Source organism: Rhizobium arsenicireducens, assembly GCF_964021225.1.
Window position 1 is genome coordinate 4,237,665 of sequence record NZ_CAXHYK020000001.1, and the last position, 25,943, is coordinate 4,263,607.

General features: G+C 62.4%; 17 protein-coding genes. 8 read left to right on the plus strand and 9 right to left on the minus strand.

Annotated features, from left to right (window positions below):
- Positions 1 to 60 precede the first annotated feature (60 nt).
- The gene (gene ppsA, locus ACWPVA_RS20690; protein WP_454289455.1) at positions 61 to 2,457 is read right to left on the minus strand and encodes a phosphoenolpyruvate synthase; all 2,397 of its coding nucleotides are present in this window, start codon (positions 2,455 to 2,457) and stop codon (positions 61 to 63) included.
- A 309-nt stretch (positions 2,458 to 2,766) separates the two neighbouring features.
- On the opposite strand from ppsA, the gene ACWPVA_RS20695 reads away from it, so the two are divergent.
- From ACWPVA_RS20695 to ACWPVA_RS20710, 4 genes are all read left to right on the plus strand, one after another.
- Complete coding sequence (locus tag ACWPVA_RS20695; RefSeq protein WP_454289456.1) at positions 2,767 to 3,702, plus strand: LysR substrate-binding domain-containing protein; 936 nt, start codon at positions 2,767 to 2,769, stop codon at positions 3,700 to 3,702.
- 263 nt (positions 3,703 to 3,965) lie between these two features.
- Positions 3,966 to 4,886: a tonB-system energizer ExbB gene (exbB, locus tag ACWPVA_RS20700; protein ID WP_454289660.1), complete on the plus strand. Its 921-nt coding sequence runs from the start codon at positions 3,966 to 3,968 to the stop codon at positions 4,884 to 4,886.
- A gap of 4 nt (positions 4,887 to 4,890) precedes the next feature.
- Complete coding sequence (gene exbD, locus ACWPVA_RS20705) at positions 4,891 to 5,367, plus strand: TonB system transport protein ExbD (RefSeq protein WP_454289457.1); 477 nt, start codon at positions 4,891 to 4,893, stop codon at positions 5,365 to 5,367.
- Positions 5,364 to 6,314 carry a TonB family protein gene (locus tag ACWPVA_RS20710; RefSeq protein ID WP_454289458.1) on the plus strand — a complete coding sequence of 317 codons (951 nt, stop codon included), beginning with the start codon at positions 5,364 to 5,366 and terminating at the stop codon, positions 6,312 to 6,314. Before exbD ends, ACWPVA_RS20710 begins: the two co-directional genes overlap by 4 nt.
- Here ACWPVA_RS20710 and ACWPVA_RS20715 read toward each other — a convergent pair.
- The 3 genes from ACWPVA_RS20715 to ACWPVA_RS20725 form a co-directional block, all read right to left on the minus strand.
- Complete coding sequence (locus ACWPVA_RS20715) at positions 6,311 to 7,840, minus strand: bifunctional aminoglycoside phosphotransferase/ATP-binding protein (RefSeq protein WP_454289459.1); 1,530 nt, start codon at positions 7,838 to 7,840, stop codon at positions 6,311 to 6,313. The two genes, ACWPVA_RS20710 and ACWPVA_RS20715, sit on opposite strands and share 4 nt — an antisense overlap.
- Positions 7,841 to 8,017: 177 nt before the next feature.
- On the minus strand, positions 8,018 to 9,559 hold the full coding sequence (gene amaB, locus ACWPVA_RS20720) for an L-piperidine-6-carboxylate dehydrogenase (RefSeq protein WP_454289460.1): 1,542 nt from the start codon (positions 9,557 to 9,559) through the stop codon (positions 8,018 to 8,020).
- A 59-nt stretch (positions 9,560 to 9,618) separates the two neighbouring features.
- Complete coding sequence (locus ACWPVA_RS20725; RefSeq protein ID WP_454289461.1) at positions 9,619 to 10,902, minus strand: NAD(P)/FAD-dependent oxidoreductase; 1,284 nt, start codon at positions 10,900 to 10,902, stop codon at positions 9,619 to 9,621.
- 211 nt (positions 10,903 to 11,113) lie between these two features.
- Here ACWPVA_RS20725 and ACWPVA_RS20730 point away from each other — a divergent pair, with 211 nt between their 5' ends.
- Positions 11,114 to 12,046 (plus strand): LysR family transcriptional regulator, encoded by a 933-nt coding sequence (locus ACWPVA_RS20730; protein WP_454289462.1) that lies wholly within the window; start codon positions 11,114 to 11,116, stop codon positions 12,044 to 12,046.
- A gap of 54 nt (positions 12,047 to 12,100) precedes the next feature.
- On the opposite strand, the gene ACWPVA_RS20735 is transcribed toward ACWPVA_RS20730, so the two are convergent.
- Positions 12,101 to 15,028 carry an aminotransferase gene (locus ACWPVA_RS20735; protein ID WP_454289463.1) on the minus strand — a complete coding sequence of 976 codons (2,928 nt, stop codon included), beginning with the start codon at positions 15,026 to 15,028 and terminating at the stop codon, positions 12,101 to 12,103.
- Between the two features lie 105 nt (positions 15,029 to 15,133).
- Complete coding sequence (gene purU / locus ACWPVA_RS20740) at positions 15,134 to 16,018, minus strand: formyltetrahydrofolate deformylase (RefSeq protein WP_454289464.1); 885 nt, start codon at positions 16,016 to 16,018, stop codon at positions 15,134 to 15,136.
- 269 nt (positions 16,019 to 16,287) lie between these two features.
- On the opposite strand from purU, the gene ACWPVA_RS20745 reads away from it, so the two are divergent.
- Positions 16,288 to 17,379 (plus strand): glycoside hydrolase family 5 protein, encoded by a 1,092-nt coding sequence (locus ACWPVA_RS20745; RefSeq protein ID WP_454289465.1) that lies wholly within the window; start codon positions 16,288 to 16,290, stop codon positions 17,377 to 17,379.
- On the opposite strand, the gene ACWPVA_RS20750 is transcribed toward ACWPVA_RS20745, so the two are convergent.
- Both ACWPVA_RS20750 and ACWPVA_RS20755 read right to left on the minus strand, forming a co-directional pair.
- Positions 17,327 to 18,697 carry a UDP-phosphate alpha N-acetylglucosaminyltransferase gene (locus ACWPVA_RS20750; protein ID WP_454289466.1) on the minus strand — a complete coding sequence of 457 codons (1,371 nt, stop codon included), beginning with the start codon at positions 18,695 to 18,697 and terminating at the stop codon, positions 17,327 to 17,329. The two genes, ACWPVA_RS20745 and ACWPVA_RS20750, sit on opposite strands and share 53 nt — an antisense overlap.
- A 42-nt stretch (positions 18,698 to 18,739) precedes the next feature.
- Positions 18,740 to 20,770 carry a GumC family protein gene (locus ACWPVA_RS20755; RefSeq protein WP_454289467.1) on the minus strand — a complete coding sequence of 677 codons (2,031 nt, stop codon included), beginning with the start codon at positions 20,768 to 20,770 and terminating at the stop codon, positions 18,740 to 18,742.
- A 334-nt stretch (positions 20,771 to 21,104) separates the two neighbouring features.
- Here ACWPVA_RS20755 and ACWPVA_RS20760 point away from each other — a divergent pair, with 334 nt between their 5' ends.
- Both ACWPVA_RS20760 and ACWPVA_RS20765 read left to right on the plus strand, forming a co-directional pair.
- Positions 21,105 to 22,292 (plus strand): glycosyltransferase family 4 protein, encoded by a 1,188-nt coding sequence (locus tag ACWPVA_RS20760; RefSeq protein ID WP_454289468.1) that lies wholly within the window; start codon positions 21,105 to 21,107, stop codon positions 22,290 to 22,292.
- The gene (locus tag ACWPVA_RS20765; RefSeq protein ID WP_454289469.1) at positions 22,289 to 23,440 is read left to right on the plus strand and encodes a GumK N-terminal domain-containing glycosyltransferase; all 1,152 of its coding nucleotides are present in this window, start codon (positions 22,289 to 22,291) and stop codon (positions 23,438 to 23,440) included. The genes ACWPVA_RS20760 and ACWPVA_RS20765 overlap by 4 nt, the downstream gene beginning before the upstream one ends.
- Before the next feature lie 27 nt (positions 23,441 to 23,467).
- On the opposite strand, the gene ACWPVA_RS20770 is transcribed toward ACWPVA_RS20765, so the two are convergent.
- On the minus strand, positions 23,468 to 25,942 hold the full coding sequence (locus tag ACWPVA_RS20770; protein ID WP_454289470.1) for a glycoside hydrolase family 2 protein: 2,475 nt from the start codon (positions 25,940 to 25,942) through the stop codon (positions 23,468 to 23,470).
- Position 25,943 lies beyond the last annotated feature (1 nt).

Sequence of the window (25,943 nt, forward strand, 5' to 3'; positions counted from 1 at the left end):
TCTGATCAATCGGTGCGGGTGAACCCGCCCGCACCGCAGGTGCTTTTTACTACTCAGTGGTCAGGCCCTTCCGGCCTTCGCCTTCTCCGCCTCGGCGACGATCTTCTTCACCGCGATGAAACTGTCCGGGCTCACCGACATCGAGTCGATGCCGCATTCGACCAGGAATTCGGCGAATTCCGGATGGTCGCTGGGCGCCTGGCCGCAAAGGCCGATCTTGGCGCCCGCCTTGTTGGCTTCGGAGATCACCTTCTCGATCATCCATTTGACTGCCTCGTCCTGCTCGTCGAACAGGTCGGCCAGTTCGCCGGAATCACGGTCGACGCCGAGCGTGAGCTGGGTGAGGTCGTTCGAGCCGATCGAGAAGCCGTCGAAACGGTCGGCAAATTTGGCCGCCAGGATGACGTTTGAGGGGATTTCGCACATCACATAGACCTGCAGACCGTTCTCGCCGCGCTTCAGGCCGTTCTCCGCCATGACGCCGAGCACCTTGTCGGCCTCGCCGACCGAGCGGCAGAAGGGGATCATGACGACGACATTGGTGAAGCCCATCTCGTCGCGCAGCCGCTTGATCGCCTGGCATTCGAGCGCAAAACCCTCGCGGTAGCGCGGCGAATAATAACGCGAGGCGCCGCGGAAGCCGATCATCGGGTTTTCCTCGGCCGGCTCGAATTCCGCCCCGCCGATAAGACCGGCATACTCATTGGTCTTGAAGTCGCTCATGCGGATGATGACCGGCTTCGGATAGACGGCGGCGGCAAGACGGCCAAGGCCGCGCGCCAGCTTGTCGACGAAATAGTCCGGCTTGCTGTCGTAGCCCGCGGTCAGCGCGGCGATCTCGGCTTTGGCTTTCTCGTCCTTCAGCCTGTCGAAATGCACGAGCGCCATCGGATGGACGCGGATCGCGTTCGATACGACGAATTCCATGCGGGCAAGGCCGATGCCGTCGGCCGGCAAGCGCCACCAGCGGAATGCCGAACCTGGATTGGCAAGGTTCAGCATGACCTTGGTCTTCGTTTCCGGCAGGTCGGTGACGTCCAGTTCCTCGACCGAGAAATCGGCAATGCCCTCATAGATGAAGCCTTCATCACCCTCCGCGCAGGAGATGGTCACCTCCTGGCCGGTATGCAGGATGTCCGTAGCATTGCCCGTGCCGACGACGGCGGGCAGGCCGAGTTCACGGCTGACGATGGCGGCATGCGATGTGCGTCCGCCATGATCGGTGACGATCGCCGCCGCGCGCTTCATGATCGGCACCCAGTCCGGGTCGGTGGTCTGGGTGACGAGGATCGAGCCGTCGATGAACTTCTCGATGTCCCTGGCCGTTTCGATCAGGCAGACCTGGCCGCTGGCGATCGCATCGCCGATCGACAGGCCTTTTGTCAGCAGCCTTCCCTTGTTGTGGATGGTGTAGGACTTGAATACGCCGACGTCACGCTGCGCCTGAACCGTTTCCGGACGGGCCTGGACAATGTACATGTCGCCGGTCTTTCCGTCTCGGGCCCATTCCATGTCCATCGGGCAGCCGTAATGCTGTTCGATGGTTGCCGCCCAGCGGGCTAGTTCGACGATTTCCGGGTCGCTCAGTACCCAGGCGGCGCGCTCGGCCTTTGAGGTGGGTACGTTGCGGGTCGGCTTGTCGCCGACCGCATAGATCATCTTGATGGCTTTGGCGCCCTTCTTCTTCTCGATGATCGGGGAGAGCGTCCTGTCGTCGAGTAGCGGCTTGAACACTTGGTATTCGTCCGGGTCCACCGTGCCCTGGACGACGTTTTCGCCCAGGCCCCAGGCGGCATTGATCAACACCACCTTGTCGAAACCGGTTTCGGTGTCGATCGAGAACATCACGCCGGAGCCGCCGATGTCAGAGCGAACCATCTGCTGCACGCCGATCGACAGCGCCACTTTCATGTGGTCGAAGCCTTTGGTCTTGCGATAGCTGATCGCGCGATCGGTGAAGAGCGAGGCATAGCAGCGCCGGCAGGCGTCGATCAGTGCCGTCTCGCCCTTGATGTTGAGGAAGGTTTCCTGCTGGCCGGCAAAGCTGGCATCCGGTAGATCCTCGGCGGTGGCGCTGGAGCGCACGGCAACCTCGACTTCGTCCACACCGGCCCGGCTCGAGAGTTCGCGATAGGCGGTGCGGATGTCGGCCTCGATCTCGGCGGGCCAGTCACCCTTGAGGAAGATGTTGCGGATCGCCTGGCCAGTCTCGGCGAGCGTCGCCTTGCCGGCTTCCCACTCGGCGAGGAAGGACGTCATGCGTTCCTGGAGGTTGTTAGCCGAGACGTAGAGCCAGTAGGCGTCCGCGGTCGTGGCGAAGCCCGGGGGAACACGAATGCCTCCGGCAGCCAGGGTCTGTACCATCTCGCCGAGCGAGGCATTCTTGCCACCGACGCGCGGGACATCATGGCGACCCAGAGTTTCGAACCATGCGATGGATTGCTGCGCTGTGGACATGGAAAACCTCCCGGATTGTGTTCTTGATGACGGATCGCTCGGAGCGATTGTAATGTTATTGAGAATAAGCACCGCATTGTCACGGTGCTTTGACAATAATCAAGGAGGCGATCGAATGTGGCTCGGCGCGCGATGCCATCGCACAACGCTCTCCGAACCTCTTGCGTCCTATCGCGATTTCGGTGCGGCTTTGCGTTATCTCCTCAGGCGCCATGTGCGAAGATTGGGCCCGTGTCGTGGTCCGACTTGAATCAAATTCTATTTTCGGCAGTATTCATTCTCCGCATTCACTAAAGGGCTGCCTGCTTCATGAAGGTTGATTTTCTTGGTCTCGAGGCTTTTCTGTGCATCGCCGATCGCGGCAGCTTTCATCGTGCGGCCGCTCATCTCAATCTGTCGCAGACCGCGCTCAGCCACCGGATGAAGAAACTCGAAGACGATCTGGGGCTGAAGCTTTTGGCACGGACGACGCGCCAGGTGACGTTGACGCCGACCGGGGTCGAATTGTTGCCGAAGGCGCGGCGGATCATGGAGGAAATTACTTCGTCGTTCGAGCAATTGCGCCTGCGCGGCAAGGAGCGCCAGGAACATATCTCGATCGCCTGCCTTCCGACCATTGCCTCGATCTATCTGCCGCGCATTCTTCGTGGATTTCTTGAGGACTATCGCGATGTGCGGGTGCGGATCCTCGACCACTCGGCCTCAGAGATCATTGACCACGTGCGCAACGGCGAGGTGGAGTTCGGTATCTCCATCGTGTCGTCCATGGCGATGGATCTCGACATCATCCCGCTCTTCAAGGAATCCTTCGTTCTTGCCTGTCCGAAAGACCATCCACTTGCCGATAGCGATGCCGCGACGTGGCAGGACCTTGAAGGGGAGCCGCTGATCCGCATCGGGACGCTGACTGGTAACCGTATCCTGATTGACGATGCGCTCGGCAGTCGTCGGGACAGTTTGTTGTGGCGATATGAAGTTCGCCATATCGCAACCGCGATCAACATGGTCCAGGCGGGTCTAGGTGTGACAGTTCTGCCGGAATTCGCACTCGGGGCCAGCCGAGCCACCGATATCGTGGCCGTGCCGATCCGCAATCCATCCGTCGTGCGCACGATCGGCATCATCACACGTAAGGGCATTCCGCTTAGCGCTCCCGCTGAAGCGCTTTGCGCCCTAGTCATGCGGGAGTTTCGCCAGGAGAAACCGGCAAAGGGCCCGCGCAAACGGGCGAGCATCGGTGGGTAACGTTGTCTACTCGGACGGCAGGTCGTGCCGCTCCTGATGGGCAATTCCTCGATCACCGACCCGAGCGTCCGCATATCTTGTGTAGAAAATTCAAGTTTTATGTCCTTCGCGCTGCTTATTACTTGTTAATTTCACTCAAGTTTATTATCGAGAAGATACAGGAACGCCAGCATGGCCGAACCGGTCCTGCGGCCTGGCGTCCCAAAACTCTACCTGCTGTCGAAAAGGAGTTCCTTGTGTTTTCTCGCCATTCGGGACCTTCCATCTCGAGCCTTTCCCTGATCGGCTGCCTCGCCCTTGTCCCCGCATCGGCGCTTGCCGAGCAGCCGACGACGGCCGTGGTCCCACATGCAACGCCGGCATTCGGTGCGGACCAACCCGCTTCACCGTCCGGGATAGAACCGATTTTCGCCGCACCGGCCGTCGCAGAGCTGTCGGAGGCCGCAGATGTTAGCCGGGAGGATCGGCCCCACAATCTCTCCCCGCTCGGCATGTTCATGGCTGCCGACTGGGTGGTCAAAGCGGTCATGCTGTCGCTCGCCTTCGCCTCCTTGGTCACCTGGACCGTCTGGCTGGCCAAGACGCTGCAGCTGGTCGGCGCCCGTGTGCGGGCGACGCGTGGACTGAAGGCCATCCTCAAGGCCCATACGCTCGAAGGTGCCATGGCCGAGATGGCGGGCCGTGGCGGCGTCGTGGTCTCGATGCTGCGCAGTGCCGGTGACGAAATTCGGCTCTCCGATGCTGCCTTTGATTGGGCGGGTGGTGCCGGGGTGAAGGAGCGCGTCGCCTCCGCGCTGGCGCGGATCGAGGCTCGGGCCGGCCGTCACATTTCCAAGGGAACCGGTGTCCTCGCGACGATCGGCTCGACGGCACCTTTCGTTGGGTTGTTCGGCACGGTCTGGGGGATCATGAATGCCTTCATCGGCATTTCCGAATCGCAGACGACAAATCTCGCCGTCGTCGCGCCGGGCATTGCCGAGGCTCTGCTCGCCACCGCCATCGGCCTGGTGGCCGCCATCCCGGCCGTTATCATCTACAACGTCTTTGCCCGCTCGGTGACCGGTTATCGCCAGTTGCTGGGCGATGCGGCGGCCGGAATCGAGCGACTGGTCAGCCGTGATCTCGATTACCGCAAGGTGCCCAACGGGGTGAAGAACGCCGCCGTGGCGCTGGCTGCGGAGTAGCGAGATGGCCGGCGGTATTCGGGAAAACCATTCCGGCGACGATCTGGCGGAAAACCACGAGATCAATGTCACGCCCTTTATCGACGTGATGCTGGTTTTGCTCATCATCTTCATGGTGGCCGCACCACTGGCCACTGTCGATGTGAGCATCGACCTGCCCGCATCCACGGCAAAGCCCGCCGAGCGGCCGGATACGCCGGTCTATGTCACTCTGATGGAAGATATGAGCCTGTCGCTCGGCAATGAAATGGCTGTCCGGGAAACCCTTGGCGCCGATCTCGATCGCCTGACCGAGAGCAACAAGGATGCGCGCATCTTCCTGCGGGCCGACAAGGCGGTGGACTATGGCGCGTTCATGGAGGTGATGAACCTGCTGCGCGATGCCGGCTATCTGAAGATCGCGCTGGTCGGGCTCGAGACCCTGCCGTCGTCGCAGCTTTCTCCGGACGAGCCGCCGCCCGCGCAAGCGGTGCAGCCATGACCCGCGACCCGGTGCAGCGCTCCAGAGGCAGGGCGGCCGGTGAGCTTCTGCTGTGGTCGGCGGCCGCCCTCTGCGTGGCGGCCGCTCATGCCGGCGCGGTTGCCCTCCTGCTACAGGAACCGGAGCCTGTCGCGGCCGACGCCGCACCCCCGTCGGCGATCATGATCGAGCTTGCTCCGGTGCCGGTCGCGCAAGAGGTCGAGGAGGAGCAGATCGTTCCCGACCAGGTCGATGCCGAGGAAGTGAAGACGGCGTCGCACGAGCCCGTGCCGGAGCCGGTCGAACAACCCAAAGCCCAACCGATGCCCGATCCGATCGTGGAACGGCCGGTCGATGAGGTCGTGGAGCAGGTCCCAGAGCCGGTCGTCGAACCGCCGCCGCTCGAACCCGAGCCGCTTCCGGACCCGGTCGAGGATTTCGACCCGATCGAGCAGAAGGTGATGGCCCAGCTGGAAAAAGTGGCCGTGCCGATCCCGGTCATGCGTCCGCCGCCGCCATCGTCGGCTGAGGAAAAGCCGAAGATGCAGGAAGCAAAGAAGCCCGTCGCCAAGTCGAAGGCATCGCCGCCGCCTCCGGCGTCGGAGGCGGCGCGCAAGGCCAAGGCCAAGGTCGCGCAGGCCGATCGCACGGCGGCAAAGGCGACCAGCAGCGGGGGTGGGAGCAATTTCAGCCCCGCCAAGTGGCAGTCGCGTTTGATGTCGCATCTCGAGCGGCGCAAGCGCTATCCATCGGAGGCGCGCAGCAATCGGGAAGAGGGGACCGTCTATGTGCGGTTCCGGATCGATGACGGCGGCAATGTCCTGTCGGTTTCCCTGTCGCGATCGTCCGGACATTCGAGCCTGGACCAGGCCGTGCTCGACATGGTGCGCCGCGCCTCGCCCGTTCCGGCCCCGCCGCCGGGCGTGGGCAAGACGATCACCGCTCCGGTGCGCTTCAACATCCGTTAGGCAGGCTGGTCGAGCAACGCCTCGACCGCCGCGAGGACATCATCGATCGGGGCAGCCGCATCGATCATGTGCCAATCCATGGTTCCCAAGTCCTTGGCCAGCTGCATTTCGAGCACGTCGAGCGTGGCGTCGGATTGGCCCTTCGGCCTCGATGCAATGCGGGACTGCAAGGTGTCGGCGCGGGCCTCGAGCCAAAAACCGCTGAACGGCACGCCCAATTGCTCGGCGATGGCGCGCATGTGGCGGCGGTCATCGGGCCGGTCGAAAACGGCGTTGACGATCGCCGTGCCACCGCCTGCAATCACCAGCCGGGCTCGATCGGCCATCTGCGCGTAGACCGTCGCCGAGATGTCCGGACGATAGGCTTCCGGAGGTAGTTGCTCATTGGCGGCGACGCCGAACATCGCCTTGCGAATCCGGTCGCTTTCCAGGATCCGGGCGCCAGGTGGGCCGGCCAGCCGGGGAGCAAGCCGATCGGCGAGCGTCGACTTGCCGGAGCCGCTCAGGCCCCCGATCGCCACCAGCCGTGGCGATTGGCAGGCCAGTAGCGATGCGGCGAGGTCGAAATAGGTCCAGGCACTATGCGTCAGCTTGCCATCAGCATCCGCGCCTGACTCGATCTGGGTGCCGGTCACATGGGCACGGACGGCGGCCCTGACCGCCATGAAGAAAGGCAGAAGGGAAAAGCCCTCGTCGTCATGACTGATGTCGAGATAGCGATTGGCGGCGACGTTCGCCAGATCGGGGAAGCCGCGATGCCACAGGTCCATCAGCAGGAAGGCGAGATCGTAGAGCACGTCGACGGTTGCGATCTGGTCATTGAAGTCGATGCAGTCGAACATGCGTGGTCCGGCCGGGCTCAGGAACAGGTTTCTCAAGTGCAGGTCGCCATGGCAAAGGCGCACCTTGCCCTCGGTCTCGCGGCGATCCATCAGGGCCATACGATCCGTCCATGCGCTTCGGAAGGCCGTGTTCAGTCGGGCGACGGCATCCTCAGGGAAGACATGGCTGGTGGCGAAGCCTGCCGCGTTGATGTCCAGTACTCCGCTGAGATTGGTCGAACCGCTGGCCATATGGACGATCGGGGCTTGCGCATGGACAGCGGCAATCATCCGCGCGGTTGCCTCCATCAGCGAAGCGTCCAGCTTGCCTTCGTCTGCCATGCGGTCGAACAGGTCGTGCTGTGCGAACCGGTTCATCTCGACGACGACGTCCAGCGCCTCACCCGTACCGTCAAAGGCCAGTCGCCCGTCGGCTTCGCGGGTGATGCGGCGGATGCCGAGATAGAGGTCGGGTGTGGCGCGGCTGTTGAGTTCGACTTCTCGCCGGCAATAGTACAGGCGCAGGTCATAGGTCGAGAAGTCGACGTAAGGCAGCTTGACTGCGCGCTTCAGCTTGTAGGCGCGGCCGTCAATCAGGAAGACCATCGAGATGTGGGTCTCGATGATTTTCACCGTGCCGGTCTCGCCGTAGGTCTCAGGCGCGCTCAGGAAGGCGATTGCCGCCGACTGATCGTGAATGTCCATTCGCCCGCCTCGAAATGCGCCAGATCACATCGAGTACCTTGGCCGATTCCAGAGGGGAAGGCCAGTGGAGCCAGTCTAACCTTGGTCTGAGGCGTTCGAATTTCATGCAAACGTCAAAAAGGCCCCGCGGTCCTTTCGAACCGCGGGGCCTCCAATCCGATCAGCAGGATCGACGAATCAGCCCACGTCGAACTTGACGCCCTGGGCCAGCGGCAGGGTCTTGCCGTAGTTGATCGTGTTGGTGGCGCGGCGCATGTAGGCCCTCCAGGCGTCGGAGCCGGATTCGCGACCGCCGCCGGTTTCCTTCTCGCCACCGAAGGCGCCACCGATTTCAGCTCCGGAGGGGCCGATGTTGACATTGGCAATGCCGCAGTCCGAACCACGGTCCGACACGAAGGCTTCCGCCTCACGCAGGTCGTTGGTGAAGATCGACGACGACAGGCCCTGCGGCACGTCATTGTTCAAAGCCAGCGCTTCGTCGAAATCGCTATACTTGATGATGTAGAGGATCGGCGCGAAGGTTTCGTCCTTGACCGGGCCGGTCTGGGCCGGCATTTCGACGATCGCCGGGCGCACGTAGAAGGCGTCAGCCGCTTCGTTCTGCATGAGGCGGTCGCCACCGGAAACCTTGCCGCCGGCCGCCTTGGCTTCGTCGAGCGCCTTCTGCATGCGGCCGAAGGAACCTTCGTCGATCAGTGGGCCGACCAGCGTCGAGGATTGCAGCGGATTGCCGACGGTGACCGAACCATAGGCCTGGATCAGGCGCGGGACGAGCTTGTCGTAGATGCTTTCATGGACGAACAGGCGGCGCAGTGACGTGCAGCGCTGGCCGGCTGTGCCCATGGCGGCGAAGGCGACGCCGCGCAGCGTGAGATCGAGGTCGGCGGTCGGGCAGACGATTGCCGCATTGTTGCCGCCCAGTTCGAGGATCGAACGACCGAAGCGGGTGGCGACGCGCGGACCGACCGCGCGGCCCATGAGCGTCGAGCCGGTCGCCGAAATCAGCGGCACCTTCGGGCTGTCGACGAGGATTTCGCCGATGTCACGGCCGCCGATCAGCAGCGTGGAAAGATTGGCGGGCGCCATGCCGCCGTCGGCGACATAGCGGCTGACGGCCTTTTCGAAGATCGCCTGGGTGGCGATGGCTGTGAGCGGGGTCTTTTCCGACGGCTTCCAGATGGTCGAGTTGCCGCAGACCAGCGCGAGCGCCGAGTTCCACGCCCAGACGGCGACGGGGAAGTTGAAGGCAGAGATGATGCCGGTGATGCCGAGCGGATGCCAGCTTTCCATCATGCGGTGTTCGGCACGCTCGGTGGCGATGGTCAGGCCGTAGAGCTGACGCGACAGGCCGACTGCGAAATCGCAGATGTCGATCATTTCCTGAACCTCGCCGAGACCTTCGGAGACGATCTTGCCGACTTCGATGGAGACGAGGCGGCCGAGATCGGCCTTGGCGGCGCGCAGTTCCTCGCCGAGCAGGCGGATCAATTCGCCACGCTTGGGAGCCGGAACGAGGCGCCATTCGAGGAAAGCCTGATGGGCGGCGTCGATGGCTGCCTTGGTGTCGGCCGCGCTGATCTCGGCAACGGCAGCTATCTTTTCGCCATTGATTGGCGAACGGACCGGAAGACTGCCGCCGGAAAGGCTCGATGCCGGCACGCCGAGGCGGCCCATGATGGCGGCGACCTCGGCCGAGAAGTTCAGGTTCGCAAGGGTCATTGTGTTCCTTCCAGTAATTTCGGATTTTCCGTTGTTGGTTGTCTGCGAGGTGCGACTTCTCAGAAGCGCGCTCCGGCGAAATGGGCGATCTGGGCGCCAGCCTCGTAGTAGGCGCCCTTCAGGTTGCGAAGCGGAGCTTCAACGACGTCTCTGACCGGCAGCGGCAGATCCGCCTCCGAGAGTTCGCCGAGGATATGGCGAGCCAGTGTCTTACCGAAAACCGTTCCCGGCGCAATGCCGCGGCCGTTATAGCCGGAAAAGCCTACGACATTCGGGGCGAACCTGTGGAAGCGTGGGATCGCGTCGTCGGTCATGCCAATGCGGCCATACCATTCGGTTTCGAACTCGACGTTGCCGAGGTTGGGGAAAAGCTTCTTCAGCGCCCGCTTGGCCCAGGAACGGTGAATTGCAAGACCGGTATTGCGAAGCGCACCGCAGCTGCCGAAGACGAGCCGCCCCGCCTGATCCATGCGGAAGGAGGAAAGTACTTCCTTGGTGTCCCAGCAGCCCTCGCGGCCGGGCAGGATCGTCTTCAGCTGTTCGGGTGAGAGCGGCTTGGTGGCGAAATTGAAATAGGGCAGCAGCACCTGTTCATTGCGCACGGCCTCCCAGGGGCCGGTCGAATAATATTCGGAGGCCACGACGATCCAGTCGGCCGACACCGAACCGTTCGCCGTCTTCACCACCCAGCGGCTGCCATTCCGTTCCGTCGAAACGGCGGCACTGCCGGTATGGATCGTCGCCCCGGCAGCGATCGCTGCCCTGGCGAGCCCCCGCACATAGGCCAGCGGCTGAAGCGTTCCGGCGCGCATGTCGAGCAGCGATCCGGCATAGGCCGTCGAACCGATGCGTTTCGCTGTTTCCTCGGCGGACAGGATGCGAACATCCGCGCCGCGCGCCGCCCACTGGCTGCAGCGCTCCTTGATTTCCTTGAGACCCTCTTCACCGACAGCGCAATGGAGGGTGCCGTTCTTTTCGATCTCGCAGGCGATATTGTGTTTCTCAACCAGTGCGCGGACCAGAAGCGGCGCATTGCCGAGAAGGTCGAGAACGCGCTCGCCATAGACAGGACCGAGCACACCGGGAATTTCAGACGGCATGACCCACATGCCGCCGTTGATCAAGCCGACATTACGGCCCGCGCCGCCAAAACCGATTTCGGTCGCCTCAAGCAGAACTACCTTGGTTCCCGCCTGCGCCAGGTGCAGCGCTGCGGAAATGCCGGTATAGCCGCCGCCGACGACGACAACATCGGCTTCAACCTGACCCGAAAGCGGTGGTGTTACCGGTGCGGCCGGTGCGGTCTTTTCCCACAAGCCGTGGGAGCGGGGGTCGTTCAGCATGGGGTCTTCCTTCAGGGGGGCCGCGGGAGACGGCCGAAAAGACGTGTCGTTTGCGGTGGTGGCGTTTGCGACGATCTATTGTATGGCTTCAAGCGGCATGGACGCCGTCCGTTCGCATCATTCCGAAACGGAAAGTCTTGCGAAATCTAGAAGACGAATCTAACCCGTTCCAACGATAATTTCTCAAGAGTTCATTCCGTCGAGGTATAACATGCTGCCGGCCCGGCGCTTCCTTCCATCGCTCTCATTGCTTGCTGCCTTCGAAGCGGCGGCCCGGACCGGCAGCATAACGGCAGCTGCTCGTGAACTCGACTTGACCCAGAGCGCGGTCAGCCGCCAGATCAAGGCGCTTGAGAACCAGCTTGGTGTCGAACTTTTCCTGCGCGAGCGCCAGACCATTCGCCTGACGGTCGCAGGCGACGGTTATGCGCGGGAAATCCGCGAGGCCTTGCGGCGCATTTCCAGTGCCTCGCTCAATCTTCGGGCAAACCCCAATGGCGGTACACTGAATCTGGCTGTACTGCCGACCTTCGGCGCACGGTGGTTGGCGCCTCGCCTTGCTCATTTCCTGGCGGCCAACCCAGGGATCACCGTCAATCTCATCACCCGCCTGTCACCTTTCGATTTCCGTCTGGATTCCATCGATGCGGCGATCCATTTCGGATTGCCGGTATGGCCCGGCGCCGATTTGACCCCGTTGATGGGAGAGACGACGATCCCCGCCTGCAGTCCGGAGTTCAAGGCAATGCACCGGTTGGAGACGCCGGCCGACATTCTAGACGTGCCGCTGCTGCATTTGACGACCCGGCCGGATGCCTGGGAAAAATGGCTTTCCGCCAATGGCGTGGCGTTCGAGTCGGTACACGGCATGCTGTTTGATCAGTTCGCTGCGGCCTCGCAGGCGGCAATCGGTGGACTCGGCGTAGCCTTGCTGCCGGCCTTTCTGTTCCGTGAAGAACTGGTGCGCGGTGATCTCGTGCCGGTGACGGATCAGGAAATGGAAAGCGAGGGGCGCTACTACCTTGCCTTCACGCGGGAACGGGCCAGCTATTTGCCGCTTGTCGCCTTTCGCAACTGGATCCTTGATGAGGTGGCCCGAGAGCAAGCCACAGCTGTGCAATCCCGCCAAGCGAAGCGTGTATGACATCCGAAAACTTGCGCGCTCGCCGTTCTACTGAAGCAAGTAGCTTGCTGTGACTCACCAGCCGTCGGAAAGTACTTTCTCCAGCATTGCAGCAAAGAAATCGGCGCTGTTCCGGGATAGGCAAAGCGGCGGTTTTATTTTCAGAACGTTGAGATGGTCGCCTGTCGGTTGCATGATGACTCCGAGATCGAGCAACCGATCGCAGATCGCCGCCGTCTCCTCGGTCGCAGGTTCCAGCGTTTCGCGGTCGCGGACGAATTCCAGGCCGAGATAGAGCCCCATGCCGTGCACGGCGCCGACGAGCGGAAAGCGCTGGCCGAGTGCCTCCAGACGGGCTTTCAGGTAGTCTCCGGTATCTCTGGCATTCTCCTGCAGACGCTCGTCACGCATGATGTCAAGCACCGACAAGCCGACCACGCAACTCACAGGGCTGCCGCCGGCAGAGGAGAAGAAATAGCCCTCATTCTCCAGCGCGTCGGCGATCTCGCGACTGGTGATGACTGCGCCGAGCGGCTGGCCGTTGCCCATGCCCTTGGCGATGGTGATGATGTCCGGCACGACGCCCTGTTGCTCGAAGCCCCAGAAGTAGTGACCGAGACGGCCATAGCCGACCTGCACCTCGTCGGCGATGCAGACGCCACCGCGCGCGCGGATCATTCCGTAGACCTCGGCGAGGTAGCCGGGTGGCAGCGGTATGCCTCCGGCATTGCCGTAGACGCATTCGCAGATAAAACCAGCGACCTTTTCCCCGGTTTCATCGATGGCGTCGAGCGCCCTGGTCACGCTTGCCACATAGTCCGCGGTCGAAGCGGCGCCGCGGAAGGGGCCGCGATAGGTATTCGGGGCCGCCACCGGATGGACCCAGCCGGGGCGGGTTTCGAGGGCACGGGGATTGTCGGCAATCGACGTAGATACAGCGTCGCTTGCCACCGTCCAGCCGTGATAGGCCTCGAGCAGGCTGACGATATTGTGCGATCCGGTCTTGGCCCAGGCGAGCCGAAGTGCAAGGTCGACCGCTTCTGAGCCGCTGTTGACGAGAAAGACCGTGTCGAGCCCTTCTGGCGCAAGCGAAGCAAGGCGTTCAGAGAACTCCGCTACCGAGGCATAATGGAAGCGTGAATTGGTGTTGAGCAGCGACCATTGACGCCCGGCGGCGTGCGCCAGCCGCGGATGGCCATGGCCGAGAATGGTGACGTTGTTGACCATGTCGAGATAGGAGCGGCCGGTCACGTCGAACATGTGCTCTTTCCAGCCGCGTTCGAATTGCGGCGGGTCGGCATAATAGTGCTTCTGAGGCTTGGCGAAGCTCTTGCGGCGCTTGGCGAGCAATTCTGCGCTATCCGGCGGCGGCGCATCGACACTGATCCCCAGGAGGGCTGTGGGCGGGGGGCAAAGTCTGGCCCAGGTCGCGGCATGGGCTGGGCGGGCGAAGAGCGGCGGGATGAGATCGGCATCGCGGCAGAGTTGGAGCCGCAAGCCTCCGACAGCATTGACCACGCCGGCAACCATACCGATAGGCTCGTCGGCTGCTATGTCGCTGCCGTGCTCAAGTGGGCAGTCGACGCCGGCAATATGCAGAGAGATTTCCGGCGAGGAGAGGATCAGGTGATGACCATCCCTGATCACGCGGGCGTTCATGGGCGCATAAACCGGAGTTGTGGCCGGAAGGCAAACGTCGACATGGAGCGCGAAGGTGGCTGGTGCACGCTCGGACAGCGTGTGGGTGTAGGAAAGGCGGTATTCGCCATAGCGGGTCGAGGCAACGCCGGTCTCAGCCGCTGCGCGCGCGAGGAGTTTCCAGTCGATCTGCGGGTCGGACCAGTTGTCCTCAACGAGTGCCTCACTTGTCACCGACAGATCGGTAAGGCGCACTGTTTCCGGCGCGATGTCGGGGAGCAGCCGGCCAAGGGATTGCGTGTCGAAGGGGGCGGTGCCGTGGCCGACCGCATCGAGAATGGCCGCTTCCATCAGCGTGAAGGGCACGGAAGTGGCGACCTCGAACATTTCCCGTTCGTGAGAGGCATTGCCCAGGACGTAGGCGTTGTCAGGGTCGATGGCGAGTTGCTGCTCGGTACTGGCGACGAGCACGCCGGCGCGCGCGACGATGAGAGGCCAGAGCGCCTTCAGTTCGGCCTGGTTAAGCGGATAGCGCTCCTGGAAGGCCCTGACCGCCGGGAGGACGAAGAAGGGGTCGCCGTCGGCGTGATGCAGAAGGGCTGTGCAAGTGACCGCGAGATCGGCAACGAGCCAGCCAGTGACGACATCGCCGAAATCGATGACGCCGTCCGGCATCATGCGACCTTCCTTGTCGGGCCGCGCAACCACGTTGTCGTCTGTGATGTCGTGATGGATGGCCTGCACCCGAAGCTGTCCCGCAAGTGGCTGGAGCCGCTTGACTGCCGTCACCATAGCTTTGGCAATGCGATCGCGGCGTGCCTGGTCGGTCACGGATTTCAGCAGGTGAAGGGCTACGGGGCCAGCCCGTCGGAGGTCCCATTGCAGCTCGCGGTCAAGGCCGGGATGGGAAAAATCCTTGAGGCCCAAGGCAATACGGGCGGTGAGCCTTCCCAGTTCCGCCACCACCTGCGGCGCCAGGTATTTTCGCTGCGTCAGCGGCTCTCCGTCGAGATAGGTGAGCACTCGGACCTGATAGTCTTCGTCCTCCATCGTCAGAAAGAGAAGGTCTTCGCCACCCACAGCGAGAATGGGGGCAGGAATGCGCGCCATGTCCGGAAGGGTTGCCAGATGTCGCATGGCGGCGTTCTGCGCCGCCAGTTCGATGGTCGCGTATTCCGCGCGGCAGATCTTGAGAACGTAACGCGCCGCGCCGGTGTCAATGCGGAAATTGCGATCCTGCTGGCTGCCGAGTTCCTCGACGCTTCCTTCGAGCCCGTAGTGTTCCTTGAGGATGCCAGCCGCCTGCTGTTCCGACACGTTGGGGCGGGGCAGCTCGGTGCGCTTTAGCAGGACGGAGTCGGGCATGGCGGTTCTCCACGGGAATCACATCGCCGACATTATCAAAGGTATGATCGCCGTCCATACCGCGCACCGGGCACCCGCCCCGTCCGGCGGGCGTTCCGTGGGTTTTCAGCCCATGCGTTCGGAGGCGTAGGAGCCGGGGCTTGCCGGGAAGACCACCGTCCGGTTTCCGTTGATGAAGGTGCGGTGGTGGATATGGGCATGGATAGCGCGCGCCAACACCTGGCTCTCCACGTCGCGGCCGATCGAGACATAGTCCTCGCCGCTCTGGGCGTGGGTGATGCGGGCGACGTCCTGTTCGATGATCGGACCTTCGTCGAGGTCGGCGGTGACATAGTGGGCGGTGGCGCCGATCAGTTTCACACCACGCTCGAACGCCTGTTTGTAGGGGTTTGCCCCCTTGAAGCTCGGCAGGAAGGAGTGGTGGATGTTGATGATTCGGCCCGACATCTTCCTGCAGAGGCTGTCGGAGAGCACCTGCATGTATCGGGCGAGCACGATCAGTTCCGCACCGGTCTGCTCGACGAGTTCAAGAAGCTGCGCTTCGGCCTGCGGCTTGTTCTCCTTCGTTACCTTGATGTGATAAAAGGGGATGTCATGGTTCACGACGACCTTCTGGTAGTCGAAATGGTTCGACACGACGCCGACGATATCGATCGGCAGCGCGCCGATTTTCCAGCGGTAGAGCAGGTCGTTGAGGCAGTGGCCGAAGCGGGAAACCATCAGCAGGACCTTCATGCGGTGCGCGGCATCATGGATTTCGACTTCCATGCCGAATTTTTCCGAGATTGGCTTCAGCGCCTCGATCAGGGCCTCGCGATCTGCACCTTCTTCCGAGATGAAGCTGACACGCATGAAGAACTTGCCGGTACCAAGGTCGTCGAATTGGGAACTGTCGACGATGTTGCAGCCCTTGGCGGCGAGATAGCCGGAGATCGCGGCCACGATGCCGCGGGTGGATTTGCAGGATACCGTCAGTACGTAGCTCGTCATATTCTCAACCTTTTCCTCGTCCCGAGGGTGGACGCACTGTCTTTATCGCAGTCCCGGGGCGCCGGAAAGATCGGCCCTCAACTTGCGATCGGCAGTGCTTGTTTCACCTGTTGGCATGCAGATTAGGGAACGGTCTGGAAAATCCCGTTCCCATTGCGTCTTTCAATCGCAAATCCCCGTCGTTGCGACGCGAGGAGCTGTTGGTCGATCGGGTTGACCCGGGGGCGGCGAAGTCATTAACTTCGCCGTATTGAACCTCCAGGGAATCCATGACCCGTACCCTTCAGACATATTGCTCCACCACGCTCCTTTCGCAGCGACCAAAACGTGCTGCGGTGGCCTTGCTTGTCCTTGGGGTGCTTTCCGAGCCGGTACAAGCCGCCGAACCGTGTTTTCGTGGCATCAATCTTTCCGGTGCCGAATTCGGCAACCCGGACGGTGTCGCGGGTGTGGATTACGTCTACCCCTCGGATGCGACCATCGCATATTTTGCCGGGAAGGGCTTCACGTCGGTACGCTTGCCTTTTCTATGGGAGCGTCTGCAGCCCCGATTGCGTGGCGAGCTCGACGAAGGCGAATTGGGGAGATTGAAGGCCAGCGTCGAGAAACTCCAAGCCGCCGGGCTTCGGGTCGTCCTCGATCCGCACAATTATGCTCGCTATCATGAGGCAGTGATCGGATCGGAAGATGTGAGCAACGCGGACTTCGCCGACTTCTGGGGAAGGCTCGCGCGTCAATTCGCCACTCAGCCGGACATCACCTTCGGCCTGATGAACGAACCGCATGACATGCCGGCCGAGCAATGGCTCGAGGCGGCCAATGCGGCGCTCGCCGGGATCCGTCGGGAGGGAGCAGACAATCTCGTGCTCGTCCCAGGCACGGCTTGGACGGGTGCGCATAGTTGGGAGGGCGGGACTTATGGCAAGCCGAACGGTGCGGTCATGCTGGGGGTCGTCGATCCGGCGGAAAACTACGCCTATGAGGTGCACCAGTATTTCGACGATGATTTCTCCGGGACCAAGGGCAATTGCACCCGTGCCGAGGATGCCGTTGCGGCGATCGAGAATTTTTCCCGTTGGCTCCGAGCCAATGGCAAACGAGGCTATCTCGGCGAATTCGGCGTGCCAAAGGAAGCGGCCTGTGTTTCGGCGCTCGCCGCCATGGTTGCCGTGGTCGAAAGCGATCGCGAACTCTGGGTCGGCTGGGCCTATTGGGTGGCCGGCGACTGGTGGCCGGAAAGCGAGGCGCTCAATATCCAGCCCACCGCCGAGGGCGACCGCCCGCAATTGAAGGGGCTCGCGGTCGCCCTCAAGGATTTCTCAGCACGGGGTTCTTCCTGTCCTGCGCTGCAAGGACGGTGATGCGTGGCGGGGCGATGGCAACTGCGGCCGGCCCCGGTGGGTGCGGCGTTACTGCCTTGAGGTTGTGCCTCGTCAGACCGGTCCAATCCACGCGATGGGCGGTTCCCAGCACGAACCATAGCAATGCTGCGGTCTTGATCGAGAAAAACGAGTTGCTGATGATCATCAGCAGGATGAGATAGATCAGCACCATGGAATGGAAGGACCAGGTCTTCGCATCCTTGAAGGGGGCGACCACCAGCATGGTCCAGAGCGCGATGAAGCCAAATAACCCAAACTTGGTCAACGTATAGGCCAGACCGGAGTCGGCGGTAAACTCATCGGTGGTGGCAATGCCAAGCACGACCGCTAGGTCGAGCTGGGTGAGGATCGCGGCAGTTACCTTGAAACGTCCGGCGATGTCGTTCGCGCCGCCATCGGTGCCGGTCGCCAGCCCATAGACAGCAATCAAAGCCAGCAGGAGAAAGGGGACTACGATCCAGATTGGCCTCGTCACCAGCCGGTAGAAAGGCAACATCAAGGTCATCAGGATGCAGGTGTAGAAGCCAAAACGGGCATCGGCGAGAACCACGGTCGCAAGAGCGGCCGTCATCACGATAAAGCGGTGGCGCATATCTGCGCGAAACAAACCCCAGGCGAAGACGATTGCCCCGAAATTGCCGGCGGAGACAGGTTCCAGGAATACGGACGATACGCGATGCTGGCCGAGAAAGGACATGAGCGTGCGCGGCTCCGGGCGCAGGCCGCTGATGAAAAGGCCGCGGGTCGCGCCGAACGTGTCCTCGAGCGTCAACGAGCCACGGGCGATGAAATAGCCGAGCACGTTGAAGAGATCGAGATAAAGCTCGGTCAGGAAGAATTCGAACAAGCCGAACAGAAGAACGATGGCGATCGATAGGGTCACCAGCCTGTCCGCGAGCTTCGGATCGCGGACCTGGGTGCCCATGAAATAGAAGCCGATCGGGATCAGGACGTCGCGAAGCGCCTTCAGGTCGATCTCGCCGCGCAGGGCGAAGAGAAGCAGCATGTAGCTCAGGAAGAAGGCCGAGACGAGATAGAGGTCGATGCGGCGGCTCAGCGCAGCGAGAAAGGCGCAGCCGATCAAGACCAATTCGAACAGCATGACGTGGCTTTCCCTGATCGCCATCACATTTGTGTTCAGGAAGCAGAGGAAGGCGTTGAACGTCAGGCCACCAAGCACGGCGATGGTGGCGAGCTGGCGGCGCAGGGAGTTAAGAGCCGCGCCCGGAGCTGGTCCGCCGCCGTCGTGCAGGGCTGGGGTCGTGTCGGCTGTGGAGCGTGCTTCAGGCGCATGCATGGTTGTCTGTCCCAAAATCTCGCAGGACTGGGCCGACCTGCATCACGCGGTCTCGACGAGAATTGAGCCGAGAACGAGATCGCGGGCGTAGCCGACCGCATCCAGTGTGGCGTCCATTTCGGCGTTTGTGACCGTTGCCGGTTCCACCAGGACGATGATCGTGTCGGCGCTCTGGATCAGGACCGGCAGATGCTTGGCGGCAGGCGCATGGCAGGCATTGATGATGACCAGGTCGATGTCGGTTTGACGAGCCTTGTTGACATAGCGCGACAGCGTCGGCCGACCGGGCTGCGATGGCGTGGTGATTGCCGGAAAGTGTTCGTATTTCAGAAGATCGGATAGCGGCGCTGCGGCGGTTTCGTCGTGGGCCGGGGCAGTGGCAAAGCTCGTTGATGAGCCTACGCGCGGGCGGGTTCTGGTTTCGGCGGGATTGCCCGGCGCAAATAGGATGGCCGACCCGGCGTCGATGAGCGTTTGGACGATGTCAGCAACGATGCTGCTTGCATGCGGGACATGACCGGCCCCGATGAACAGAACGGTTGCCGGATGCTGCCCGGCGGTTGCTTCACGCAAAGCGCGTGCAGCCTCCAATATGCCGTCTTCCTGTGGCACCGGAGGCGGAGATGCAGGTTTCCGGCCGAAGTCGAACAGCCATCGCAATCCGGAGCGGGGCTTTTCTGCGATTGGAGGTCCGAGCGCGACGCGGGAGATGACAGGCAAGCCAGCACGGATGATGGCGGGTTGTTCTGATCTGCGCCAGTTGGAGAGGATCTCCCCAAGCACCGCAAGGCCGCTGCCGAGCACCGTTCCGAACAGGCCGGCCGCCACCAGGATCATCAGTTTCAATTTCAGGGACGACTTCGGCATGGGCACGGCGGCGGTGATCACGCGCGAATTGTTCATGTTCATCGATTGCTGCTGGGCCAGTTCCTCCGCCCGATTGAGGAACGTCTTGTAGAGGGTTCGCACGGCATCGGCTTCGCTTTCGAGCTGACGCATCTTGATCTGAGCCGCGCTGCTGTCGAAGCTGGTCTTGGTCAGGTTTTCCAGTCGCTCGGTCAGGGCCTTGGTGTTGGCGGCAGCGCGTTCATAGTTCACTCGCATCGACTGGCGCACGCGGTCGAGTTCGATCTGGATCGCCTGCTGCATGTTGGCGACCTGGGAATTGATGGCGCGCAGTTGCGGGTGATTGGCGCCGAGATTGGTGGCAAGCTGTGATCGAGTGTCGAGGAGCTGGGCATAGCGATCCCTGAGGAGTCCGATCGAAGTCGACTGCAAGACTTCGGGAATGGCGCCGGCTTCGATGGCGTTCATCGTTAAATTTCTGGCCTGCTCGTAGATCGTCTGCTGCTGTTCCTCGGTGCCGCGCGCAGCGATCAATTGCTCGTTGATGCCCGCGACCTGCTGATCGATGACGAGGCCTTGGCTTCCGGTGCTGACGAGATCGTTCTCGGCCTTGAATTTTTCGACGGCCAGCTCTGCCTTCAGGACGCGGTCGCGAAGCTCGCTCGCCTGCACCTGGAAGGAGTTGCTTGCCCGGCGCGCGGCGTCGCCGCGCGCTTCGTCCAACTGCTGGAGATAGATGCTGGCAACGGCATTGGCGATGTCCGCAGCCTTGCCGGCATCCGGATGTTCGGCGGAGATGGTGAAGACCAGGGATTGGCCGGCGCGCTGGATCGTCACATGGGATTTGAGGGCTTCGGCCACTGCTACGAGGCGATCGGTGGCGCTCGTAGGCCCGGTGTTCCGTGCTGGTTTCGGGGCGAAGAAGGGATCGTCGACGAGGGCGAGCTTGCGGGCCACGTCGCTCATCACGCCACGCGACTGCATCACATAGATCTGGCTGTCGAGACTAGACTGGTCCTGCTGGGCAGAACTGCCGGTTCCCTTGCTGTCCACGGCTTCGGCAGCGAGCCCGAGAGGGTCGAGAAGGATTTCGGCGGTCGAGGAGAACCTGGGGGTCAGTTGCAGCACATAGATAGAGCCAAGCAGCACGCACAATATGACGGCGATCACGACGTAATGGAGCCGTCGCCTCAAGATTCCCGGTAGTTGAAAAATGTCGATGTCCATTTTCCTGCCCAGAACCGCTGGCCGGCCATGTTTCGTTTTGCGCCGATCGGGAGAATACCCGTAGTGGCGACGGGGTGTCCGCGTGAATGGAAGACTGCCGTCCGAATAGAGAATGGCCGTCGGGCAAGGGCCGACCGGTCAGTTCCCATCGAAAGCAACCTTCGCAGATCGTGGTTAACGAGTTCTGAACGGGAGCATCGAAGGTCGTTAACCTCACGGCTGGACTCTGACGCGGCAAACGGTCCGACATACGCGTTTTTAAGAGTTTGCGGCGACTATCGGCTGTCTCAATTTGCTCTTACGTGCGTCCATTAATGGCGCCGACAGGTGAAGAATGAAGTCCTTCAATGGGCCGGACAGCGTTGCCGGCGGAACGCCACTGATTGTTCAGGTCGTACGCCAGTATGCGCCGGGACGCGGTGGCCTCGAAGATGTCGTCGCCAATCTCAGCCGGCAGCTTCTGCAGCGCGATTATCGGGTGCGCGTCGTCACGCTGGACAGCCTGTTCCGCTCACGCGACCATAAGTTGCCCGAACGGGAAGTCATCGATGGCGTCGAGGTCGTGCGCATCCCGTGGAAGGGCTCGACCCGCTATCCTCTTGCGCCAAGCGTTTTGCGCCACATCGGCGATGCCGATCTGGTTCACGTCCACGGTATCGATTTCTTCTTCGATGCGCTGGCCCTGATGCGCCCGCTGCACGGCAAACCTCTCGTTGCTACGACTCATGGAGGCTTCTTCCACACGCCGAAATTTGCAGCGATCAAGCAGGCCTGGTTCCAGGTAGTGACACGGCTCTCGGCGCTCGCCTATCGTTCGCTGCTCTGCTGCAGCCGATCGGATATGGAACTATTCTCCAAGATCGCGCCGCGTCGCGCCGTGCTGGTTGAAAACGGCGTGGATACCGCAAAATTCGCGGGCTTGTCCTCGACTATACCGCGGCGGCGGATCATCACAATCGGCCGTTTCTCCGTCAACAAGCGGCTCGATCGCCTGTTCGACGTCATGCAGGCATTGAGGGAAATGTCGCCGGAATGGCGGCTCGATGTCGTGGGATCCCCGTCCGATCTCACTGAGGAAGACCTGCGCGGTGAGATCGCCCGGCGCGGCCTCATTGATCAGGTAGTTCTGCACATCGGTGTCGACAATTCGGAAGTGCGCCGCCTGATCGCCGAGGCATCGCTGTTCGCCTCCGCCTCGGACTATGAAGGCTTCGGCCTGGTCGCCGTCGAGGCGATGAGCGCCGGGCTCGTGCCCGTGCTGCATCCCAATGAAGCCTATCAGGCGCTCGGCAAGCAGCATCGGGGTATTTGTCTGGCTGATTTCGCCAGACCGGAGGATTGCGCCGCACGAATCGAGCAGACCTTTCAAGCTCTGCTGGCCGATCCGGCTGCCACGCGCGACGAAATGATGACGGGGGCGTCCGTGCATGCCTGGGAAGGCGTTGCCGATCGCTACATCGACGTCTATCGCGCCATATTGGGTGACAGGGTTCCGCCGCAACCACGGAGCCTGTCGGCATGACATCTGCACATGCGAAGCGCCGGGTGCTGATCGTCACCGGCCATCATTTCGCCGAGGCCCCACGCAAGGTCGACCTGCATTTCATGGCCGACGCCTTGCGCGCGGGCGGTGATCATGTCGATTTTCTCGCCTGCCGCCTGAGCATCCTCAGCCGCTTCCTGAAAGATGGACGTTTCGACTATGCAAGGCTTCGTCCGCTCAACCGGTGGAACCGGATTGCCGAAGGGCTTGAGGAGTTCCTCTGGTACGCCCCCTTTCATCCGATGAACCTCAAATCGCCGCTGCTCAACCGGCTGACGGGGCCGCTCTTTCGCCTCTACGGCAGACTTCTGCCGACGGCGGTCATGGCGCGGCTGGCGAGCTATACGCACATCCTGATCGAGAGCGGACCGCCGCCGCTGCTCGTTCATCGGCTGCGCCACGCTGCGCCGAAAGCCAGGATCATCTATCATGCCGCCGACCGGCTGCAGACCATCCGTGTTCATCCCTGCATCGAGGCGGCTCTTCAAGACGGAATTGGCGACTACGATCTCATTCACATCATGGCCGAGGCAATGCGCCCCGATTTCCCGGCCGATGCCCCGATCCTCTATCTGCCGCACGGGATTGCCAAGGAGACCTTCGATCGGGCGACAGTGAACCCCTATGCCACCCCGCGCAATGCCGTCAGCGTCGGCGACATGTTGTTCGACGCGCAGGTCATCGACACATTGGCCACCGCATATCCCGACTGGACGTTCCACCTGTTCGGCAAGAAGGCAGTGCCGTCCGTGCCGCGTGCCAATATAGTGGTGCATGGCGAAGTCGCGTTCGAGGCGATCGTTCCCTATATCAAGTTTGCCGATGTTGGGCTCGCCCCCTACCGGCAGAGCGAAGGAGCCGACTATCTCAGCCAGTCGAGCCTGAAGATGATCCAGTACAGCTATTGCCGACTGCCGATCGTCGCGCCGGCCTTCGCGGCGGCGGGAAGAAGTCATGTCTGCGCCTACCGGCCCGGCGATGCGGCTTCCACAATTGATGCCTTCCGGAGGGCTCAGGCCTTCGATCGGGGAGCGATCGAGACTGCGGGCATCCTGGGTTGGGAAGAGGCGGTGCGTTTGCTCTTTGATCACGAAGTCCTAGACGAGCGGGATCGGCGACAGCGCTAGTCTGGCAGGCGAGCGATCGGCAGCACCCTAGAAGGAGACCAGCTTGCGCGATCCGAGCTGGGCAACTGCGCCGGTCGGCTTCTGGCCGCTAACCGTTCCTTCCCGAGGGACCAACGCGATGCGGCGTGCCGAGCCCGGCGCAAGATGGAACCAGTCGTTCTGGGGCCGATAGCCCTCGACCTCGATATGTACCGACTGGGCGAAGACAGGTGTAGACAGCTGCAGAAACCAGCGGCCATCCTCCTCTTCGACGACCGCCTCGATCGGGGCGTCGTGCATGGCCTTGTCCCGACCGAGAGGAAAATGGCAGGCCTCGGCGGCAAGGCGGCCGGTTTCGGCATCTGTCAGACGGGCGACTGTCACGTCATGGGACGGTGGACCGAAACGGAAGGCATAGGTCGTATCGAAAAATGCGCCGAACAGGTCGGTTGAGGGAAGGCGAAGCGCGCCACGTGCGGCGACGGCCAAGGAACGCTGCCCGCTGACGACAGGGTGGCGGCCATCACGAAGGCAGGCGAGTTCCAGAACAAGTTCAAGATTGCCGGCCGTCTCGTTGAGCACATGAACGTCCAGACCGTTTGTGCCCTCGTCGGTGAGATTGACCTGGACGGGGCGTAAGGCGCGCTTCAGCGCATACCAGACCGGTTTTGGTTCGCCGGTGGAATCGATCACGCCCCAGCCAGGGCCGGGCGCCAGATCCTGGAGTGTCCAGACGAGCGCTCCCTTGCAGGTCGAGGCTGTGCTGCGCCATTCGGCATAGGTCTCGGCCACGACTTCGCCGGTGACGGCGCGCGAAAGGTCGAGATAGCGGGTCGGGTCTTCGCGCCTCAGCCGGGCGGGGTCGAGCTTGTAGAGATCCTGAAGATAGTGGTCGCGGATGTCCTCGAAGTCCCAGGATGCACCGCGGTCGCGGGGGACGCGGGCCTTCCAGCGCGGATCATGGACGGGGGCGACAGGCAGGTTTGTATCGAGCGTTGCCTGTTGCGGCACATGCGCAAAGGCCAAGCTCTCGGCGGCAAAGCGAACCTCGGCCCGGCGTGCATCCTCCAGCGGCCGACAATAGGCGCCAACGCCGTAATAATGGGTGACGCCTTGATTGGGCGAAAACGGCATGGCGCCGCCCGAGGGCGAGTTTGCCACATAGGGCACGTCGGGGCGCCCTTGGGCGGCGAGCGATGGCAGGGTCTCCTCGTAGAACGATGTCTTCCAGATGCGATCGGGCAGGCCCAGCATGGCGCCCTGCTGGTAGACTTCACTGCCTCCGCATAGAACGACGAGGGATGGAGAGCCCTGGATCGAGCCGAGGAACTGGCGCACCTCCTGCTCGATGTGCCCGGCAAAGGCCTCGTTCCCGGTCGGGTAGTCGAAATTGGCGAACATCAGATCCTGCCAGACCATGAGACCCAACTGGTCGCAGAGGCGGAAGAAGTCGGCGCTCTCGTAGGTCATGGTGCCGCCGATGCGGATCATGTTCATCCCGGCCTCGGCGGCGAGCGTCAGCCAGGGTGCATAGTCTTCCGCTGCGCCGGGCAGGCGCAGGATGTCGGCATTGGTCCAGACAGCGCCCCGACAGAAGACGGGTTCACCGTTGACGATGAGGCCGAAGCCGCGTCCATCCGGGCCCCGCTCGATCTCGATGCGGCGGAAGCCGACGAGGCCGAGCGAATGCGGCTGGCCGTCGATCGTCAGACGCGCATCGTGGAGTTTCGGCTCGCCGTGGGTGCGCGGCCACCACGGCTCGATGGCTGGAATGGCGAGTTCGGCGGTCCATCTGCTGTCGTTCTTCAGTTGAAGCCGGGCGTCCTGACCTGCGCAGGACAGACGTAGATCCTTGGCCTCGCCCTCCAGCGTGAAGGAAACCGAAAGGCGGCCGGTGCCGTCCGGGTCGAGGCCGGCGCGGACGCCAAGATCGGAAATCGCGTGCTTGGATCGGCGGATCAGGCTGATCGGCCGATAAGGGCCGACGGGGTGGATCTCGGGGCACCATCCGGGCATGTGACCGAGCGGCGTGGTCCGGATCAGACGCAGACCCTGATGATCCATCATCTGAGGGCGCCAGCGTGCCCGGGGTCCGCGCTTGTCGAGATGGGGCGCAAGGGCTCTAAAGCAGATGGCAATCTCGTCGTGGCCGGTGAGGACGAGGTCCAGATCATGGGCCTCGAACATGCTGTCCGAGGCGAGGCGCAGCTCGCCGTTGACGTAGATTTCGGCGATGGTCGCAAGTCCGGCAAAACGCAGGATCGCCGGGCCTTCCGCTTCGCCTTCGAGCGAGCGGAAATACCATGCGTCCTTGTCATGCAGCGGTTGCGGTTTTTCCGGATCGAAGAGGCCGGCGGCTGCCAGCGCAGAAGCCACCGTGCCGGGAACCGGTGCGGGGATGCGGGCGGCGGGGCGATGGACCTCGTTTGGGCCGGCATAGCGTCCCGCTTCGGTGACGAGCAGCGTCCAGCCGTGCTCCAGCGGGCGTTCGTCCGCTGCGAGGTAAGTGGTCATGCCCGTCATC